The sequence below is a fragment of the Brachybacterium sillae genome, from assembly GCF_025028335.1.
Classification (GTDB): domain Bacteria; phylum Actinomycetota; class Actinomycetes; order Actinomycetales; family Dermabacteraceae; genus Brachybacterium; species Brachybacterium sillae.
Map to the genome: position 1 here is coordinate 1623151 of NZ_JAFEUW010000001.1, position 20188 is coordinate 1643338.

At 71.1% G+C, this 20188-nt stretch carries 15 protein-coding genes and 1 pseudogene; 8 read left to right on the forward strand and 8 right to left on the reverse strand.

Translation table 11 applies throughout. The features are described 5' to 3' along the window. Positions 1-182: 182 nt before the first annotated feature. The 4 genes from JSY14_RS07450 to dnaA all read right to left on the reverse strand — a co-directional run bounded on the left by JSY14_RS07450 (position 183) and on the right by dnaA (position 5791). Positions 183-824, reverse strand: a complete 642-nt coding sequence (locus JSY14_RS07450; RefSeq protein WP_259558130.1) for a DciA family protein — start codon at positions 822-824, stop codon at positions 183-185. A 245-nt stretch (positions 825-1069) separates the two neighbouring features. After that, positions 1070-2368, reverse strand: a complete 1299-nt coding sequence (recF, locus tag JSY14_RS07455) for a DNA replication/repair protein RecF (protein ID WP_259558131.1) — start codon at positions 2366-2368, stop codon at positions 1070-1072. 14 nt (positions 2369-2382) lie between these two features. Beyond that, positions 2383-3507 (reverse strand): DNA polymerase III subunit beta, encoded by a 1125-nt coding sequence (dnaN, locus tag JSY14_RS07460; RefSeq protein ID WP_259558132.1) that lies wholly within the window; start codon positions 3505-3507, stop codon positions 2383-2385. Positions 3508-4093: 586 nt separating this feature from the next. After that, complete coding sequence (gene dnaA, locus JSY14_RS07465; RefSeq protein WP_259558133.1) at positions 4094-5791, reverse strand: chromosomal replication initiator protein DnaA; 1698 nt, start codon at positions 5789-5791, stop codon at positions 4094-4096. 366 nt (positions 5792-6157) lie between these two features. On the opposite strand from dnaA, the gene rpmH reads away from it, so the two are divergent. The 8 genes from rpmH to JSY14_RS07505 all read left to right on the forward strand — a co-directional run bounded on the left by rpmH (position 6158) and on the right by JSY14_RS07505 (position 12431). After that, positions 6158-6295, forward strand: a complete 138-nt coding sequence (gene rpmH, locus JSY14_RS07470; RefSeq protein ID WP_259558134.1) for a 50S ribosomal protein L34 — start codon at positions 6158-6160, stop codon at positions 6293-6295. Between the two features lie 28 nt (positions 6296-6323). Continuing rightward, on the forward strand, positions 6324-6677 hold the full coding sequence (rnpA, locus tag JSY14_RS07475) for a ribonuclease P protein component (RefSeq protein WP_259558135.1): 354 nt from the start codon (positions 6324-6326) through the stop codon (positions 6675-6677). Next, entirely contained in the window at positions 6674-7006 is a 333-nt protein-coding gene (gene yidD, locus JSY14_RS07480) for a membrane protein insertion efficiency factor YidD (RefSeq protein WP_259558136.1), read from the forward strand. Before rnpA ends, yidD begins: the two co-directional genes overlap by 4 nt. 37 nt (positions 7007-7043) lie before the next feature. Next, the gene (yidC, locus tag JSY14_RS07485; RefSeq protein ID WP_259558137.1) at positions 7044-8171 is read left to right on the forward strand and encodes a membrane protein insertase YidC; all 1128 of its coding nucleotides are present in this window, start codon (positions 7044-7046) and stop codon (positions 8169-8171) included. A gap of 59 nt (positions 8172-8230) precedes the next feature. Next, entirely contained in the window at positions 8231-8911 is a 681-nt protein-coding gene (locus tag JSY14_RS07490; protein ID WP_432803622.1) for a Jag family protein, read from the forward strand. A 4-nt stretch (positions 8912-8915) separates the two neighbouring features. Continuing rightward, a complete protein-coding gene (gene rsmG / locus JSY14_RS07495) occupies positions 8916-9587 on the forward strand; it encodes a 16S rRNA (guanine(527)-N(7))-methyltransferase RsmG (RefSeq protein ID WP_259558138.1) in 672 nt (223 codons plus the stop codon). 61 nt (positions 9588-9648) lie between these two features. Continuing rightward, positions 9649-10509, forward strand: a complete 861-nt coding sequence (locus tag JSY14_RS07500; protein ID WP_259559620.1) for a ParA family protein — start codon at positions 9649-9651, stop codon at positions 10507-10509. Between the two features lie 74 nt (positions 10510-10583). Beyond that, entirely contained in the window at positions 10584-12431 is a 1848-nt protein-coding gene (locus JSY14_RS07505; RefSeq protein ID WP_259558139.1) for a ParB/RepB/Spo0J family partition protein, read from the forward strand. A 2858-nt stretch (positions 12432-15289) separates the two neighbouring features. On the opposite strand, the gene JSY14_RS07510 is transcribed toward JSY14_RS07505, so the two are convergent. From JSY14_RS07510 to JSY14_RS07525, 4 genes and pseudogenes are all read right to left on the reverse strand, one after another. Next, on the reverse strand, positions 15290-15775 hold the full coding sequence (locus JSY14_RS07510) for a thioredoxin family protein (RefSeq protein WP_259558140.1): 486 nt from the start codon (positions 15773-15775) through the stop codon (positions 15290-15292). Positions 15776-16058: 283 nt separating this feature from the next. After that, a pseudogene (gene trxB, locus JSY14_RS07515) lies at positions 16059-17090 on the reverse strand (thioredoxin-disulfide reductase); the annotation flags it as partial. A 153-nt stretch (positions 17091-17243) separates the two neighbouring features. Then, a complete protein-coding gene (locus JSY14_RS07520) occupies positions 17244-17786 on the reverse strand; it encodes a hypothetical protein (protein ID WP_259558141.1) in 543 nt (180 codons plus the stop codon). Then, the gene (locus JSY14_RS07525; RefSeq protein WP_259558142.1) at positions 17783-20110 is read right to left on the reverse strand and encodes a hypothetical protein; all 2328 of its coding nucleotides are present in this window, start codon (positions 20108-20110) and stop codon (positions 17783-17785) included. Before JSY14_RS07525 ends, JSY14_RS07520 begins: the two co-directional genes overlap by 4 nt. Between the last annotated feature and the right edge of the window lie 78 nt (positions 20111-20188).

Below are 20188 nucleotides of genomic sequence, written 5' to 3' on the forward strand. Positions count from 1 at the left end.
GTGAAGGGTGTCGGGGCGCGTCAGAGGGGTGGGCGACGAGGGCCGGTACGGGTCACGGGCCGCCGACGCGCCTGCGGGGCGCGCAGGCGCCTGGGAGAGACGGGGCGATCCGCACGAGGTGCGGCCGGCATCGGGCCGGCGCCACCCCACGTGCTCACCGGCTCTCCGTGCCCCGCGGGCCCTCACCCGTAGGTATCGCGAACACCGCGCCAGTGCACGGTGCGCCTGCCGCGGGTCCAGGAACGCTGCGCGGCCGCGGGTCCCGTCACCTTCACCTCGCTGACGACGCTCGCGCCGATGTGCTCGTGGATGCGGGTGACCAGCTGCGGAGCGATCATCCGCACCTGGGTGGCCCAGGCGGAGCTCGTGGCCGACAGCACCAACACCCCCTCCTCGAAGCTCACCGGGGTGCAGTGCGCCGCGAGCTGATCGCCGACGATCTCGTCCCATTCCTCCAGCACGCGGCCGGCGCTCACCCCACTGGTCCAGCCGAGATTGCCGAGCACCTGCGCGAGCACCACGTCGATGCCCTGGGGGTCGCGGGGATCGGGGCGGGCTCCGGAGAAGCCGGGGGCGTCACGGGAACGGTCGCGGGCCTCACGCATCTGAGTGGTGCGGGAGATGGGGAACATGCCGCGGTCCCGGGCGGAGGCGCGCGACTGGTTCACCACCCGGCGCGCCAGCTCGAAGCGGTCCCGATGGGGATCGCGGGGGAGCTCCGGCGGGTCGTAGACGACCTCCTCCTCGGCGGGGTCGGGCGCGCGAGGGAGATCCCCCGCTTCCTCCGCGCGATCGGGATCCCCCACGAGATCGGGACCCCCCACCGGATCGGCATGGTGCGCGGGATCGGGGTGGTGCCCGGGAGCTGCCCCCCGCCCCGGGAGTCGGTCCGATCCCGGTCCCCGGCCCCCGGCGTCAGGACGCAGAGACGTTTCCGCGGTAACGCCGTCCTCCGAGACCCCGGACGCCCGGCGGGTGATGGGTTCGGCTGCGGCGCCGGCACTCGCATCGGCGCCGCGCCAGGTTCCCAGGTCGTATGGGTTCGGGACCCGTCGGGATCCGGGTCCGGTCACCAGCCGCCTCCGAGCTCCTCGCCGCGGGCGCCGCCGCCGCGCTGCACGGTGCCCTCCCGCGGCACGGCCGAGCCGAGGGTCACATCGACCACGTGGATCTCGCCCTCGAGCGACTCGGGGATGTCGGAGTCGTTCGCCGTGGTGATGAGCACCTGGTGGGCACCGGTGACGATCCGGCCGAGCCGCTCCCGGCGGTGCACATCGAGCTCGCTGAAGACGTCATCCAGCAGCAGGATCGGCTCCCCATCCCCGAGGTCGCCCTCCTCCAGCCGCAGCAGGTCATACGAGCCGAGCCGCAGGGCCAGGGCCAGCGACCACGACTCGCCGTGGCTCGCGTACCCCTTGGCGGGGAAGTCGTGCAGGCGGATCTCCAGGTCATCCCGGTGGGGGCCGACGAGGGTGACGCCGCGCTCGATCTCCTCCTCACGCCGCGCCGCGTACTGCGCCAGCAGGGTCTCGACCAGCTGCGCGGTCGTCGGCAGGTCCCCGTCGGCGGTGCCGAGCTCGTCCAGCACCGTGGAGCGGTACCCGATGCCGGCCGGGGAGTCGACGGACCCGCGTTCGTGCGGTGGCAGGGCAAGGGCGGCATCCGACCCGGCATCCGTGGCGACCTGCAAATACGCGTACCCGACGTGGGGGCGGAGGCGGTTGACCAGATGGAGGCGGCCGCGCAGCAGCTCGGCCCCCAGCCGGGCGATCTGCTGGTCCCACACCGCGAGCGTGGAGTCGGCCGCCTCGGCCGGGTCGAGCCCGCCCACGGACCGGCCCGTACCGCCGCGGTGCATCGACCGCATCTGTTTGAGCAGGTGGGAGCGCTGTTTCAGCACCCGGTCGTAGTCGGCCTTGATGCCGGCGAAGCGAGGGGCGATGAGCACCAGGATCTCATCGAGGAAACGGCGCCGACCCTCCGGGTCGCCCTTGACCAGGGCGAGGTCCTCGGGCGCGAACAGCACGCAGCGCACCTCGCCGAGCAGGTCCCGCAGGCGGGAGAGGTTCTGGCCCTGCACCCGGGCGCGGTTCGACTTGCCCGGGGTGATCTCCAGGTCCACCTGCAGGGGCCGCCCCGCGCGGCGGAACCCCGCGCGGATGATCGCGGTAGAGGAGCCGCGGTGCACGAGGGCGGCGTCGTGGGCGACGCGGTGGCTGGAGAGGGTCGCCAGGTACCAGAGGGATTCGACGATGTTCGTCTTGCCCTGCCCGTTGGGGCCGACGAAGACGGTGATCCCCGGGTGGAGCGGCAGCTCCAGCCGCGGGTAGGAGCGGAAGTCGGTGAGCTCGAGGGTGGTCAGCTCCACGCTGCCCCCTCGGCTCAGATCCGCATCGGCATCAGGAGGTACCGGTACGAGGAGTCGGCCGAGCCCTCGAGGCAGTCCTGTCCGGTGAGCACCGACGGCTTGACGGAGTCGGTGAAGGCGAGCTTCACGAAGTCGGTGCCGACGGCGCCGAGGCCGTCGAGCAGGAAGCCGGAGTTGTAGCCGACGACGATCTCGTCACCCTCGAGCTGCGCCTCGAGCACCTCGCTGGCCTGGGCGTCGTCCCCGGCGCCGGCCTCGAGGGCGACCTGGCCCTCGCTGAAGCTGAGCCGCACGGGGGTGTTGCGCTCGGCCACCAGGGACACACGCTTGACGGCCTCGATCAGCGGCTGGGTCGCGACGACGGCGGTGACGGGCACCGAGTCGGGGAACAGGCGCCGCACCGGCGGGTAGTCGCCGTCGACCAGGGTGGAAGTGGTGCGGCGGCCGCCGGATTCGAAGCCGATCAGCTGGTGGGAGCTGCCCTCCTCCAGCGCGATCTCGACGCTGCCGCCGCCGGTGAGGGACCGGGCGACCTCCGAGAGCGTGCGGCTGCGAACCAGGGCGCTGGTGGACACCGACGGGTTCGCGGGGTTCCAGGTCAGCTCGCGCATACCGAGCCGGTACCGGTCGGTGGCCATGAGGGTCATCTTCTCGCCCTCGATCTCCATCCGGACGCCGGTCAGCAGCGGCAGGGTGTCGTCCTTGGAGGCCGCGACGGTGACCTGCGCGATGGCGGAGGCGAAGACGTCGGCCGCGACGGAGCCGAGCACCGGCGGCATCGCGGGCAGCTGCGGGTACTCCTCGACCGGCAGCGTCGCCAGCTGGAAGCGGGAGTTGCCGCACGTCACACGCAGTTTCGTGCCCTCGAGGGCGACGGACACATCGCGGTTGGGCAGAGCGCGGACGATCTCGGAGAGCATGCGGCCCTGGACCAGCACGTCACCGGGGGTGTCGACCTCCGCGGCGGTGGTGATCTGGGCGCTGACCTCGTAGTCGAAGGTCGACAGCTGCAGCTCGCCGCTGGCGTCGGCGATGATCCGCACACCCTGCAGGATCGGCATGGCGGGGCGCACGGGGAGCGTGCGGGTGGCCCAGGAGACGGCGTCCACGAGAACGCCCTTGTCGAGGTGGAACTTCACCGGAGCCACTCCTTACGCACGCAGTCGATCGTCGGGCTCGGCTCTCCCGGCCCGCTCCGCGGACACTCACCCTAGCCGCAACCCCCCACATGGTGCGACACGCGGGCGGCGGTCATTGACTTCCCGGCTCCGATCCGCGCCCGCCGCGACACGACCCCGCAGCCCGCGGTTCTCCACATCCCCCGTGAGCTCTTCTAGAGAAACCTCTTCTTCACAGCTGTCGATACTGTGGACAACGCCCATCGTCGCAGGTCAGTGCCGTCAAGCCCCAGGTGTACGGAACGTGAACGACCCCCCGTGCCCCTGTGGTCGCGCTGTGGAGGAATCATCGCGCGCTGTCGAATCACACGTTTCGTCGTGCACATCGGCTCCTGCGCGGACGTCGATCGCTCCACATTGTCCACAGAGTTCTTCACACTGGGGACAAAGGTCCTCTGACCAGCACCGTGATTCGCCCAGCCGCCGACCGATGCGGACCCCGCGATCCGGGTCACATCACCGGCAGGGTCGTCCTGACTCACCGGCGGGACCCTCGTAGCGGCGGTCCTTCGAGGGGTCGAGCCCTTCCGCGCAGACGTCCGCAGCGTCAGCCGGCGTCCTTCGCCGAGGAGCTCTTGATGCGGGCCGTCAGCTCCGTGACCTGGTTGAAGATCGCCCGGCGTTCCTTCATGAGCTCCGAGATCTTCTTGTTCGCGTGCATCACGGTGGTGTGGTCACGGCCGCCGAACTCCTCGCCGATGCGGATCAGCGGCATGTCCGTCAGCTCCCGGCACAGGTACATGGCGATCTGCCGAGCCGTCACCAGCAAGCGGGTGCGGGCGGTGCCGGTCACCTGGTCGACGGTCAGGCCGAAGTACGAGGCGGTCTGGGCGATGATCGTCGCCGCGGTGATCTCCTGACCGTCGTCGTGAGAGAGCAGATCCTTCAGCACGCTCTCCGCGAGGGAGACGTCCATTGGCTGGCGCGACAGGGAGTGCAGCGCCTGGACGCGGATCAGGGCGCCCTCGAGCTCGCGGATGTTGGTGGAGATGCGGGAGGCGATGTACTCCAGGACGTCGCGCGGGACCTCCTGGGTGCCCTCGCTCTCGACCTTCTTGCGCAAGATCGCGATGCGGGTCTCCAGGTCCGGCGGCTGCACGTCCGTCATCAGGCCCATCTCGAAGCGGGAGCGCATGCGGTCCTCGAAACCTCCCAGCTGCTTGGGCGGCAGGTCGGAGGTGATGACGATCTGCTTGTCGGCGTTGTGCAGCGTGTTGAAGGTATGGAAGAAGGCCTCCATCGTCTCGGGCGCCCGCTGCAGGAACTGGATGTCGTCGATCAGCAGGATGTCGATGTCGCGGTAGCGGCGATGGAACTCCTGCGCCTTGCCGAACTGGCCGGACTGCACCGAGTTGATGAAGTCGTTGGTGAACTCCTCCGAGTTCACGTACCGCACCTCGATACCCGGGTACAGAGACTTCGCATAGTGGCCGACGGCGTGCAGCAGGTGGGTCTTGCCCAGACCCGACCCGCCGTAGATAAACAGCGGGTTGTACGCCTTGGCGGGGGCCTCCGCGACGGCCGAGGCCGCGGCCTGGGCGAAGCGGTTGGAGGAGCCGATGACGAAGCTGTCGAAGGTGTACTTCCCGTTCAGGCGCGAATCGGACCCGAGGGTCGGCTCGGCCTCCGCGGTGGGGCGGCGGCGCGGCCGCGCGGCAGGAGCGGGCTGCTCGTCGCGGGCGGCGGCCCGGCCGGCCTCGGCGACGGTCTGCATCCACGACGGCGCGCCGTCCGCGGGGCCCGGGTCGGAGGGGCTGTCGGTGCGCGTGTCGGTGCCGGTTCCGGAGCTGGTCGCGCCGGAGATCCCGAAGGCTGCGACGGCCCCGTCGGGGAGGAACCTCCGCTGTTCCCCATCCACATCGTCGGCGGCGTCATCCACAGTCCGTCCACCGTCCTCGGCGACGTCCTGCACCGGCCGGGCTGCGGCCGCTGACGGGGTGGGGCCGGGCCGGTCGGGCTCGTCGTCATCGGTCATCAGGAGGGATTCGTCGATGGTCACGGCGAATCGCATCTCCCGGCCCAGTGCCTCCGAGAGAGCACCCTTCAGGGCACCGGCGATACGCTGCTCGAACACGTCCTTCGCCCAGGCAGAGGGCACGGCCAGCAGAGCGGTGTCGGCGACGACGGCCATCAACCGGGACAGCGTCAGGAACGCCATCACGCGCTCGGAGACCGTCTCGTCGCGGCGCAGGATGCGCAGGGTCTCATCCCAGGTCGCGTCGACGTCAGCAGGGGTCTGGTCCATGATCTCTCCGAGCAGGGCGCGGGCACTTGTCCACGTAGTTTTCCACATCTCGTCCCCGGCGGGGAGACACGAGGCGAGATCCCGACGCGGGATCCGAGCGCCGCCGCAACCCCGGTGAGAATCCGGCCACACTCGGCGAAAGGGCCGGTCACGACCGTTGACCGCCCTCCTGGCCGGTGCCTAGACTCGTGCGGTCCGTGCCGCGAACTGGGCGGCGACTTCCCCGGACGCCTGCGCCCCGGCGCGCTGCAGGGTCACCCGAGCCCTCGGCCCCGGCGGACGCGCGACCGGGTGAGACCCTGCGGGGCGGACCGCCGGCCACCGACGCAGGACGCCCACCCGGGCGTCCGTCCTCGAGGAGACAGCATGACCAAGCGCACCTTCCAGCCGAACAACCGTCGTCGCGCGAAGAAGCACGGCTTCCGCGCCCGCATGCGCACCCGCGCCGGCCGCGCCATCATCAACGCCCGCCGGGCGAAGGGCCGCGCCGCGCTCTCGGCCTGAGCCGCCCGCGCGGTCGCCGGAGCCTGCGATGAGCTGGTCCGACCACCGGCTCCGCTCCAGCGCCGACTTCCGCGTGATCTCCCGCCGGGGGACACGCAGCGCACGATCCCACGTGGTGGCCCACGTGGCGCTCCTCGAGGGGAGCCCTGCCGGGCCGCGCGTGGGATTCGTCGTGTCCACGAAGGTCGGCAACTCGGTGGTGCGGCACCGGGTCACCCGCCGCCTGCGCGAGATCGTCCGCGCCAACCTGGACCGGCTGCCACCGGGATCCTCAGCGGTACTGCGGGCCCGGCCCGGCATCGACGCCCTGCCCTTCGAGCAGCTGCGCGAACAGGTGGTCGGTGCCCTCGACAGCGCTGTCCGGAAGCTGCCGCCGTCATGACGTCCCCTCGCACCCGGTCCCCGGGACGACGCCTGCTGCGGGCACCGATCCTCGCCTACCAGCGGGGTCTGTCGCCGTTCATGCCGCCGGCGTGCCGGTTCTACCCCGTGTGCTCCCAGTACGCGGTGGAGGCGATCGACCGGCACGGCGCCATGAAGGGGGCAGTGCTGGCCGCCTGGCGGATCCTGCGCTGCAACCCCCTCAGCCGCGGTGGGGTGGATCTGCCGCCCGCCCCGGGCATGTGGCGAACCCCCGCGGGGTGCGCCCCGACGGCCCCTGAGGCCCTACCCTTGACCCCAGACCCCGACCCGTCGTCGTCGCTCGCATGACCGTCATGCGCCTCCGGACGGCAGGAAGAACAGGCCGATGAATCCCCTGATTCCGATCGAGCTCGCCGTCGCCTGGATCATGGTGAAGTTCCATGCGCTGCTCTCGCTGTTCATGGACCCCAACAGCGGCTGGACGTGGCTGCTGTCGATCGTGGGCCTCACCGCGGTGATCCGCACGCTGATCATCCCGCTGTTCGTGCGGCAGATCCGTGCCTCCCGCGCGATGCAGATGGTGGGGCCGGAGCTGCAGGCCATCCAGAAGAAGTACAAGGGCAAGACCGATCCCGAGTCCCGCCAGGCGATGGCGCAGGAAACGATGGAGGTCTACAGGGAGGCCGGGGCGAACCCGCTGTCCTCCTGCCTGCCGGTGCTGCTGCAGCTGCCGATCTTCCTGGCCCTGTTCCGGGTGCTGTACACCCAGCTGCCGGCGCACGCCCGCGGCGGCGCCCAGTACGGCGAGACCTTCGGTGCCCTCACCCCGGCCCTGGCCGACAGTGCGCACCAGGCCGTCGTCTTCGGCACCACCACCATCTCCGACAGCTTCCTGTCCGGTGATCTCTCGGCGAAGTTGCTCTCCGGCATCATCATCGCGCTGATGTGCGCCGTCACCTTCGTGACCCAGAAGGAACTGACGATGCGGAACATGCCGCCGTCGGCCCTGGAGGGCCCGATGGCGAGCACGCAGAAGATGATGCTGTACACGCTGCCGTTCATCTACGTGTTCACCGGCCCCGGTATGCCGATCGGTGTGCTCATCTACTGGCTCACCACCAACGTGTGGACCCTGGTGCAGCAGTGGATCGTCATCCGCAACACCCCGACGCCGGGCTCGCCCGCCGAGCGCAACCGCGAGGAGCGCATCAACCGCAAGCGGGAGCGCAAGGGCCTGGAGCCCATCGACTTCGAGGCCGAGCGCCGGGCGAAGGCCCGCTCCGTCTCCGCCCGCACCGAGGTGGCCGCTCCGATCCGCGTGCAGCCCACCGGGAAGAAGCGTGCGACCGGTAAGAAGCTCACCGACGCCGAGAAGCTCGAGCGGGCCCGCCAGGTCCGCGCCCGCGCGGCCGAGGAACGCCGCGCCGCCCAGGCCGCCTCGGGCTCGTCGGCCCTCGGCTCCCCGTCCGCTCGTCGTGGGAAGAGGGGCGGCAGCGGTGCCGCCCGTCGCTGACCCACGCTGATCCCGTCGCGGGAGAGTGCTCCCCGCGCCCCTGCCCAGGAGGTTCCCCCATGACCGATCCGCAGACCGAGACGCCGGTCGACACCCCGGTGCAGCAGCCGACCGGCGCTGCCGCCGAGACCTCCGGGGTCGCGCCCGCCGAGACCCCGGGGTCGACCGAGACCGCGGCGCTGGCCGATCTCGCGGCGACCGTCGACCCGGACGAGACCGACGTCGCCGACGACGACCCGGCTGAGGATGTCCGGGCGGGCGAGTCGGATGCCGATCGTGTGAGCCGCCTCGAGGAGGAGGGTGACATCGCCGCCGACTACCTCGAGGAGCTGCTGGACATCGCTGATCTCGATGGCGACATCGACATCGACGTCGAGGGCGACCGCGCCTCCGTGGAGATCCGCAGTGCGCAGCAGCTGGCCCGCATGAACGAGCCCCGCGGGGAGCTGCTCGACGCCCTGCAGGAGCTGACTCGCCTGGCGGTCCAGACCCGCACCGGGGAGCGCTCCCGCCTGATGCTCGACATCGGCGGCTTCCGCCAGAAGCACCGCACGGATCTGGAGGCCCTCGCGGCCGACGCCATCGCCGAGGCCGGCCGGACCGGCCAGCCGGTCCCCCTCGCTCCGATGAACCCGTTCGAACGCAAGGTCGTCCACGACGTCGCCAAGCGTGAGGGTCTGCGGTCGGAGTCCCACGGTGACGGGAAGAACCGTCACGTCGTGATCTACCCGGGCGCCTGAGCCCGTGGCGCCCGAGCTCAGCCCTGAGCTGCGGCCCGTCGCGCAGCGCCTGTTCGGGGAGCGGTTGCCGCTGGCGGAGGAGTTCGTCCGGCTGCTCGCCGACCAGGGCGTCACCCGCGGTCTCGTCGGCCCTCGCGAGGTCGACCGGCTGTGGGAGCGGCACCTGATCAACTGCGCCCTGATGGTCGATGCCCTGCCCGGCGACGCCCGCAGCCTCGCCGATGTCGGCTCCGGGGCGGGCCTGCCCGGAGTGGTCCTCGCGATCGCTCGGCCCGGCCTGGAGATCACGCTGATCGAGACCATGCAGCGTCGCGCCACCTGGCTGCAGGAGGTCGACGAGACCCTCGACCTCGGCGTGGAGGTGCTGCGGGCCCGCGCGGAGGACCTGCACGGGCAGCGGGAGTTCGATGTCGTCACCGCGAGGGCCGTCGCCGCGCTGGACAAACTGGCCCGCTGGTGCCTGCCGCTGGTGCGTGAGGGCGGTCATCTGGTGGTCATGAAGGGCAGCTCCGCACAGCAGGAGATCGACGATGCCGCCGCGGTGCTGCGCCGCCTCGGTGGGGAGGATCCCCGGGTGAGCATCCACGGGGACGGCGAGGTCGAGGTCCCCACTACAGTGGTGACGGTGCGCGCAGGCGTGCGACCGACGAGGAGAGGAGGCCCCCGTGGCCGATGACCGCAGGAGGTCCGCCGAGCAGACGACCACCGGGTCGTCCTCCCTGGCCGACACCCCCCTCATGCGCGACCTCACCCGGGATCACCAGCGGCGGCGCGAACTGGAGAACGCGGTGTTCGAGGCCCCGGCGAGCACCCGCGTGCTGACCGTCGCCAACCAGAAGGGCGGCGTGGGGAAGACCTCCACGGCCGTGAACCTCGCAGTGGCGCTCGCCCAGGGTGGCCTGCAGGTGCTGGTGGTGGATGTGGACCCGCAGGGCAATGCCTCCACCGCGCTGGGGATCGACCATCACGCCGACGTCCCCAGCATGTACGAGGTGCTGGTGGAGTCGCTGCCGATGGCGGAGGTTGTGCAGACCTCCCCGGAGTCGGAGAACCTGCTGTGTGCGCCCGCGACGATCGACCTGTCGGGTGCGGAGATCGAACTGGTGTCGATGGTGGCGCGGGAGAACCGGCTGCGCGGCGCGATCCGGGATCTCCTCGCCGAGCGGGAGAAGGCCGGCGCCCGACTGGACTACGTGATCATCGACTGCCCCCCGTCGTTGGGGCTGCTGACCGTGAACGCGCTGGTCGCGGCGCGGGAAGTGCTGATCCCGATCCAGGCGGAGTACTACGCCCTCGAGGGCCTCACGCTGCTGCTGAAGAACATCGAGCTGATGCGCCAGCACCTGAACCCCGACCTGGTGGTCTCCACCATCCTGCTGACCATGTACGACGCCCGCACGCGGCTCGCGGCACAGGTGGCGGAGGACGTGCGCGCACACTTCCCCGAGCAGACCCTCGAGGTGACGATCCCGCGGTCGGTGCGGATCTCCGAGGCGCCGAGCTACGGCCAGAGCGTCCTCACCTACGATGCCAACAGCAGTGGTGCGCTGGCGTACCGGGCCGCGGCGCTGGAGCTGACGCGCCGTCCCGTCCCCTGACCCATCCGTCCACGACGGTGAGGGCCGCGACGCTGCGGGCCGGGCCGTTCTCCTGATCCAGACGAGGAACATCCATGACGCAGAAGCGTGGTCTCGGGCGTGGCCTGGGCGCTCTGATCCCCGGGGGCTCCACCCCGCGCGCGACCGGACCCCGGGAGACGGGTGCCGGGCCGTCGGAGGCCCGGACCGAGGGTGACGGCACCGGCGCGCGGAACCCGGCGGCCGCGCGCTCGACGACCGGCGCTCGCTCCGAGGAGGCGCGCGATGTGGTCGCCGGCGGCGGTGACACCCGCGCCGGAGCCGACGAGCCGCCTCTGCGCACCCGCACCCATCCGCGCACCACACCCGAGCCGGGAGAGGTCGGAGCGACGGGACGCCCGGCCGACATGTTCTTCTCGGGTGAGCCGATCCGGTCGGTCGGCGAGGAGGGCACAGAGACCCGCCGGGGTGCCGGACGCAGCGCCTCCACCGACATCGCCGGGGACATGGCCCGGGCCGCTGCGGAGCGTCGCTCCCACAAGGGACGTTCCTCCCGTCGCACCGCCGCGGGAACCGCTGGTGCGGCCGAGTCCAGCACGAGCACCGCGACGGGGGAGGACAGCACCGCAGAGTCCTCCGGCACGCGGCGGGGGACGTCCGGGAAGCGTACGACGGGGGCGTCGAAGACGTCCGCGGGCACGAAGGGATCCGGGAGGACCACGACCTCCGGGGCGACGTCGTTGACGACCAAGTCGTCGGGCACGAAGTCGTCGGGGACGAAGACGTCGGGCACGAAGTCGTCGGGGACGAAGACGTCGGGGGTGACGTCCTCGAAGGCCGCGAAGGCTGCCACGAAGCGTGCCCCGGAAGAGGACGAGTCACCCGCGGTGGAGGTCGAGCCGGTGGAGCTGACCCCGGCTCGCCGACCCGAGGCAACGACCACCGCGGGGAATCCTGCGGAGGCCCCGACGGAAGTGCCTGCTGAGGAGCCCGCCGTTGCCGAATCGGTCGAGCCGGTAGAGGGCGCCGGACGCGAGACGGCGGTCGAGCCTGAGGCCGATGGAGCGTCCCCGGATGACTCCGAGGGCGATACGGCCGCGGACCCTGAGGCCCCGGAGAGCGACCTGGTGCCTGTTCCCGGGGCGGAGTTCGCGGAGATCCCGATCCAGGAGATCCGCGAGAACCCCCGCAACCCCCGCACCGTGTTCGACGAGGAGGAGCTCGAAGAGCTGGCCTTCTCGCTGCGCGAGGTCGGTGTGCTGCAGCCTGTCGTGGTGCGGCCCATCCCGGCCACCGACGCCGGGGAGTCCTTCGAACTGGTCATGGGAGAGCGCCGCTGGCGGGCAGCCCGTCGCGCCGGGCTCGCCAGCATCCCCGCGATCATCCGTGAGACCAGCGATGACGACCTGCTGCGCGACGCCCTGCTGGAGAACCTCCATCGTTCGCAGCTGAACGCCCTGGAGGAGGCTGCCGCCTATCAGCAGCTGCTGGAGGACTTCGGCATCACGCAGGAGGAACTGTCCTCGCGGATCGGACGCTCCCGGCCGCAGATCTCCAATACGCTGCGTCTGCTGCGCCTCCCCCCGCTGGTGCAGCGGCGCGTCTCCTCCGGAGCGTTGACTGCTGGGCATGCCCGCGCGCTGCTGGCCCTGGATGACCCGTCCCTCATGGAGGAACTGGCGCAGCGGATCGTGGCCGAGGGCCTGTCCGTGCGTGAGGTGGAGCGACTCATCAACCGTGGCACGCAGCCGGCGGCCCGACGGACCCCTGCGCGCACGACCTACAACCCGCGCGTCGTGGACATCACCAGCCGCCTCTCGAACCGTCTGGAGGCACCGGTGCGGATCGATGTGGGCAAGCGCAAGGGCAAGATCACCTTGGAGTTCACCAATCTCGAGGACCTCGAGCGACTGGTGGACCGACTCGGCCTGGCCGAGGACTGACATCCCCGCCCCTCCCCCGGGGCGGGGCAGTCTGGCCGCGCACCACTGCAGGGCGGGCCAGCCTCGATCACGCCCCGCCTATAGGTGATCTGGATCACACCAGGTAGGCGGGGCGGCATTGCCTCACCGCCCCAAGCAGTGCGCGTCCAAGCCGCCCCGGGTTGAAGAGGGTCGGCGTCCCCCTGCACCGAGGGTGCCGCAGAGAGTGGAACGTCGTCGGCAACCTGCCAACATGAGGGGGGGCTCGGCCACCGTTCCGGTCTCGTGAGCGATGGCGGATTACGAACCGGCCGTACGACGCGATTCGGTGCGTTCGCTGTCCTGTGCATCAGTGCGTGGTGCGGTCTCCCGAGTTGCGCGCGCGTGGTGGACCTGGCCGTGGAGTGTTTCCCGTGAAACCCCGTACGAGTCGGTTCCGTTGCGGACCCCGGACCGGTGACGAGTGTGGTCCGTGTGGGGCCGGGCTAGTCTGCGCGGGCCGTACGAACCCGATGGCCCTCCATGTGTGCGGTGTGGGCTCTGATTGCCCGCGCCACCGACGTATATTTCCAGGTGTTCCACGTGGAACGGTACGGGACGCAGCATGACGCCGAGGGGCGTCGAGGCGTACAGGGATGCGGGGGTACGGAGAGCGGAGCGTTTCACGGGAAACCTGGTGGTGCGCGCTCCGTGACGCGCCGCTTCGTGGAGAGCCCCGGTCGGATGTGGCAGAGACGTCGACAGTGGGATGCCTCTGTGCGGGGTGCCGGAAGGGTGCCCAGAAGCACATCACCCTGTTTCTTGCGTCGGTGGGGTACCACGGTGGGCCCACCGTGGGGTGGTCGATAGGGCACCCGCAAGGCAGGATGCGAGACGCCACGGATACCGGGGCACAGGAAAACTGCCCACCGCGAGGAGTTTCACGGGAAACGACCCTTCTCGATGCGGTGCGGGACAGGGCGGCATCGGCGCGGCACAGCGCGGAGATATAAGTCTGAGTTGCTGACCGATCCTCGCCCTGCAGGACAACCTCATCCTCACCCCGTGGGACGCCTTGTCTCTCACCCTGGGCGACCCCGATAGGCCTCGCCCAACTGCTCGCCACGACCCTCCCCCAATGAACACTGCAGCCCCAGGGCCGAGGCGGAGGTGGTGCGGGCCGACGTCGTCGACGTGCATGTGACGACAGCGCGGTTCGCCGCCGTTTCCCGTGAAACACTGGTCAATCACCCAAGCGCGCCCGTAGCTGAGGTGGGGCGAACTTGAGGATCCACGGCGTGACGTGGTGAACCGCTACGAGACGGCGAGAGCTGCGCTCGCCCCACAGGTGTTGTGGGGAGATCGGGGGCGACTCCCCGAGGGGATGACCGGGTATCACTGCGACCCCGCGGGTCCAGTGAGCGACGTGCCGAGCGTTGGCCTTCGGTGGTGTTTCCCGTGAAACCCCCCGACGTGTCGTGCGGCGAGGTCGGGGGGTTGGGCCCGCAGCATCGGGACCGAAGGGTGTGCGATCGATGTTTCGCGTGAAACACACGCACAAGGAGCATGTGCACGGCTCCCGCCAATGTCGCGCGCGACTACGTGAATGAACGGTAGTGGCGGATCTGAAGAGGGTTTCCCGCGAAATATCCCCAGCGATGTCCCTCAGCTCACGCAGGTCTTCAACAGTGATGACCTCATGGCCCCAGGTCATCCCGTGAGCCGCCGCGGACTGACCAACATCCCGCCACGACCCGAGGTCGCCATGGACGCACGTGGGATTCACACGCCCGACTGTGTGGTCAAAGGGAGCGACACCGAGCAATGCGCGGGGCGGGGAGCGCGCTGTCGGCCTCTCGCTCTATCTGGCGATCGCGGATTCTGCGGTGGATAGATCGCCCCGGTGGGTCAGTGAGGACGGACGTTTCACGGGAAACGCCGCCGAGCAGGTGACAGGACGCGTCCTCCGCCGATCAGTGTCTGGGGGCCCCTGGGATCCGTCGTCACCCGGCGCTCGGGCGCCCGCGCTCACGACAGTGGGGCTGTGGTGCGATGTCGCGTGCGTCAGTCATTTTTCCCTCCTCACTCCCGGCCCGTGGTCACGCCCCGTCTGGTCCTGAGTCATCGTCGAAGCCACGATCGGCCATGGCCGGGGGAATCGCGAGCTGATCCGCCGCCCCGAGATGAGGGGCCGCGTCACGGGGTCTCCCGTGAAACGCACTGCAGGGAATCAGCTCCCTCGGGTCACCGCGACGTGGACGTTTCACGCGAAACCACCGGGCCAGAGCACGTTCGGCGTCGAGGATGAGTGGCAGCGATTGGGCACGCGGCTGAGTTGTCCGAGCCCGAGTCACGAGAGCCCCACACTCGCCCGTCGCGTCGGGCGCAGGCAGGAGAGGCTGCGCGGCTGCCGCGTGGCGCCTGCGCGACGCCTCGTCACCCGGCCCGCGGACCCTCGTGGGGCCCCCGCGTCCCCGAGGTCACAGTGTGCGAAAGTCTGTGGACAGCAGAGTCAGCTCTCCCCGCACGCCCCTCGTTTCACACGAAACACCGTGAGCACGCCGGGGGTGGTCATCCGGTGCGCGTCCGCGTTAATGCAGGTCAGACGAGGAATAGGTAGTTGGTGCCCCCCGGCGGCATAGCTACATCAGGCAGTTCACACACTGTGGATAACTCTGGGGATAAGCTTGTGGAGAGACGTCCGTCTGCTGTGGACAAGTGGTGGATGACCGCCGCCTCGTGGGGGACAAAGTCCCCGTCGGTCGGGACGGCGCGCAACGGCACCACAGAACGCCTGGTCACGGGGGCTGCCCGTGCGCAGGACCGGTGAATGCGCCAGGAATCCACGGTGCCGCGCAGGCACGGCGGCGTGGTCAAGCCCGGGCGAGTATGACTTGGGGTCACAGGCCCCGGAAGATCGCCCGCTCGACCACGTGTTTGGGATGGGCACCGCGAAGGCTCCGCGTGCGACACCACCACGAGGGGCCGTCCGTCGAGGGGGTGGCTCCTGCACTCGTGGCACCCACTGCACCACCTGGGGCACCTGCCAGTCTCCGGAGCGGTGCACCCGTGGGGTCGGTCGCCTTGGCCTCACAGAACCGGTCCCACAGCTGCGGGAGGTGATCGACGCTATCGCCGCCCGCCACGTCGTGCTCGCCCGCCGGGCCGTCGCCGCCTGCACGGAGTTCCAGCCGCAGCCACGTGGGGATCACCTCGACCCCCAGAGCGTCAGCAAGATCCTCAGGAGGATCGGAGATCACCACGCCCTGCACCTCGGGGTGACGCCGGGCCAGCTCACGCATCACGGTGGCGGCGGGGCGGCACGGTACGCACCAGGGCGCCGTCACCAGCACGATCAGTGCCGGTGCGGCGCCCTGGGTCGTCACGTCGTGAGGCGTGTCAGCGCTCGTCGTGCTCGGAATCGGCGCCCTCCTGCACCCACGCCTCGGCAGAGGGGACGTCGGCCTCCTGCGTCGGCTGCGCCTCCTCCGCGCGCTGCGCGTCGTCGAGCGGCTGCGCCTGGTCCACCGGCTGGGCATTCTGCGCGAGGAACGTCTCCCCGCCCTCGGTCGAGGGCCGCTGCCCATCGAGCTCCGGGGCGCACGCCGCGAGATCGGAGCTACCGGGAGTGTCCTCGGCGGGAGTCACCGGCACCGGCTGCACATCCCCCTCGGTCTCGGACTCCATCGCGGCCCGGTCGGCCAGCCACCGCTCGGCGTCGAGCGCCGCCTGGCACCCGGACCCGGCCGCGGTGATCGCCTGGCGATAGGTGTGGTCCACGACGTCGCCGGCGGCGAACACGCCGTCCACCGAGGTGTAGGTGGAGCGGCCACGGCACACGATGTAGCCCTGATCGTCGAGCTCCAGCTTCCCGCGGAACAGATCCGACCGCGGCACGTGCCCGATGGCCTCGAACACGGCGGAGGTCGGCAGGGTCCGCTCCTCGCCGGTGAGGGTGTCCCGCAGGGTCACGCTCTCCACGGCGTCATCCCCGTTGATGCTGACCACCTCGGAGTTCCAGGCGAAGCCGAGCTTCTCGTCGGTCTCGGCGCGGCGGGCCATGATCTTCGAGGCCCGCAGCTCGTCGCGGCGGTGCACCAGCGTCACCTTCGTGGCGTAGCGGGTGAGGAAGGTGGCCTCCTCCACGGCGCTGTCACCGCCGCCGATCACGACGATGTCCTTGTCCTTGAAGAAGAAGCCGTCGCAGGTGGCGCACCAGCTCACACCCTTGCCGGACAGCCGCTTCTCACCCTCCACACCGAGCTCCCGGTACGCCGACCCGGTCGCGATGATGATCGCGCGGGCCCGGTGCACGGAGCCGTCATCGAGGGTGACGGTCTTGATCGGACCGTCGAGCTCCACGTCCACCGCGTCCTCGAACAGGATCTCGGCGCCGAAACGCTCCGCCTGCTCCTGCATGGCCGCCATCAGCTCGGGGCCCTGCACACCCTCGGCGAACCCGGGGAAGTTCTCCACCTCGGTCGTGGTCATCAGCGCGCCACCGGCCGCCAGTGCACCGGCCACGACCAGTGGCTCCATCGCGGCCCGGGCCGTGTAGATCGCGGCCGTGTACCCGGCCGGTCCGGAACCGACGATGATCACCTCGCGCACAGGGCCCTCCGTCTCCTGCGGGGCCTGCGCCTCCGCGGCCGGCGCGGTGCCGCCGCCGAGCAGATTGAAGGTGGGGATCGCAGAGGTCATGGGTTCGTCCTTCGGGGGTGGGCCATCGGCTCGCGCGCTCGCGCGAGGTCACCGCACCAGGCTACGGCGTACGGCTGACGGACGAGACCCGGCGGGTCCCTTCTGCGCCACCCGTCACGCTGTGCCGACCCCGGTGCGACACCGACACCGACCTCAGGGGGAGGTGCCGAGCTTCGTGGACCCCGCCCACACCAGGGTCTCGGCGGCCGCCTCGGGGCCGCCCACCCCACAGTCCGGCGTCACCACTGTCACGTCCACCGTTCCGCCGTTCTCCCGCAGGGTCTCCCGGTCGGTCGGGCCGTGCACGATCACCCAGGCGGCGGAGCCCTTAGGCCCCCACTGCACCTGTTCCATCACCAGCACCCGCGCCGACACCGACTGCTGCTGCAGGCACTGGTCCAGGTCGAACACCGTCACGGCCTCGGTGGTGCCGGTGTCGACGATCCGCTGCACCTCGGTGCCGAGGTTCCGTTCGGTGATCACCGGGAGCCCGGTCATGGGCAGACTGGTTCCCGTGCCGACGGAATCATCCGAGCTGGTGGCACGGTTCAGGGCGAATGCGAGGACGAGCCCGACCAGGGCGGCGGCCGCGAAGATCGCCACGACGGCGCGCAGCGGCACACCCAGCAGTGACGGCTCGTTCCGGAGGGCCGCAGGGCGCCGCGACAGCGGTCGACGCTCGTCCTCGGAGGTCATTCGGCGCGGATCTCCGTGATGTGTGCACGGAACCGACCGTCCCGGTCGGCATCGGCCGGCAGTTGGGGGATCCAGACCATCACCCGCTCGGCGGTGACAGGGGCCGGCGGCGCCAGTCGCACCTCGCCGTCACCGGCGAACGGGGCGGAGGCGAGCACCTCCCCGGGAGCGCCGTCCGGGGCCACCGACCGCAGCTCCAGGGTGCCGCCGGAGTTCGCGGCGCTGGTGACCACCACGGCCGTCACCTGCGCCGGGCCCTCCAGATCAAGGCGGATGCCGACACCGTCCTTCACACTCCCGAACTCGGCGCTGCCGTAGAGCTTCGTGGACCACCGTCCACTGAGATCACCGTCGGTGAGCCGGTCGGTCCACTCCGGGTGATCCGGCCGATCCCCGACGATCTCCGCACCCGTCACGCGCGGCGGCGCGGCCGGGGCCGCGCTGGGCGAGGCCGCGGGCGAGGACGAGGCGGCTGCGGACGGCGCCGGTGATGCGGACGCCGCCGGGCTCGAGGGCGGCGCCTGCGTGGCCAGAGGATTCGTGAGGCTCTCCCGCGAACCCGAGGTGATCGAGGTGATCGCCAGGACCATCGCCAACACCACCAGCACGGCGGCACCCAGGAGGATCCACTGGGCGTGGCGCGACCGGTCGGACCCCTCATAGGACTGCAGGTGGGCACCGTCATCACGATCGGCGGCGATGTCCAGGACCTCACGGAACAGGGCCCCGCGCGAGGCGTCGGCGGATTCGGAGGCACTGCGGCCCTTGACCACGATCGGACCCGTCGGCACCGCGAACGGTGCGGCGGCCATGTCCCGGTCCGGGGTGGCGCGGGGCCCGTCCGTCACGTCCGTCGCGGCGCCGTCCGGGGTATCCATCGGGGTGTCGACAGGGGCGTCGACCCGGCGGGACCCCTCCGAGCTGCGACGCTCTCGCCAGGCCCCCACCCGCTCGGTGACCACCCGGCGGGTGGTGCCGGCGGCGGTGGAGCCGGCGGCGACGATCGCTCCGGCAGCGGCCCCGGCGCTCTCCACCGCCCCGCGTCCCAGGACAGCCGCGCGCTGGGTCATGGGCGATCCCGGGGCGTGCAGGGCCCGGCCGACCGACGAGCCCGGCGGGGCGTCGGGCAGCTGCGGCACCGGTGGGGCATCCGCCGGACGCGCGATGGGCAGCACCGCCGGGAACGGGGCACGGGATCGCGGTTCATCCAGGTGCAGCTCGCGGATGAGCTGCTGCGCGTCCTGAGCGGCCGCCCCCGGGAAGGGCGAGAGATGGCCCGGCTCGGGGGAATCGGGGACAGCGGGGTCAGGATCGGGGGCGGCGGAACCCATCGCGGGGAGGGTCTCGGTGGCCGGTTCCTCGGACACCGTCTCGGATGGGTCGGTCGCCAGCGGGTCCTCGGTCGGCAGCGTGTTCTCGGTCGGCAGCGGGCCCTCGTCCGGCAACGGTGCGGCGGCGGGGGTCGAGGCGTCGGGCCTCGGCGCCGGGTCCGGTTCCTCCTCCGGCCGATCCTCCGGGTCGTAGGCCTCGAGGGTCACCGGGATCGACTGCCACGGCTCCAGCGCGTCGATCACATCGCGGGATGACGCCGGGACCTGCGCCCCCGGGTTCTGGGACTCATTGAGCACGAGGTCGCACAGCAGGTCGAGCTCCGGCGGGATGCTGCGCGCCACCAGCTGCGAGGGACGCGGCACCGTACCGTCCTCCCCGCGGTGGGGTGCACTGCCGGTCACCGCGCGGTACAGCAGGGTGACCAGCGCCGTCGTGTCCTCGAAACCGGCCTGGCCGGAGCGGGAGTGATACCCGTGGGCGGCGGCCTCCACCCCCACACCGAGCACCTGCACGGTCCCTGCGCCGGTGTCGACGAAGATGCGGTTCGAATCCAGCACCCGGTGCCGCACTCCCCGTCGGCGGGCGGTCTCCAGGGCCTCCGCGGCCTCCCCGATGATCGAGCGGGCGGTCTCCGGCCGCAGCCTGCCCTGCTTCAGCAGCGCCGCCAGCGGCGGGGCCGAGGGGACCGGGTAGCTGACCACCGTGAGGGGATCCTCCCCGTCGGGGTCGTCTGCGCGACCGCGCGGGTCCCCCAGCACGGTGACGTCCAGGACCTCCATCAGGCGGGGGCTCTGCACCAGGTAGGCGCGGCGGGCGGCGTCGGCGGCCTCCAGCGCGGTCGGTCCCTCGACCAGCAGCAGCGTCACCGGCTGACCGTCCGGCACCGTCCGGGCGCGATGCCACGACGCCCCCGGCGCGGTCCCCGACAAGGGGATCTCCGCCTCGAGCGTCCAGCGCGCGCGGAGCGCGTCCTCATGAGGTCGTGGAGCCACCGTCTGTCTCTGCCTTCCCCGCTGCCATCCCCGAGTCGTCGCCGCGCCCGCGACCGCTGGGGTCGGCCGCGACATGTC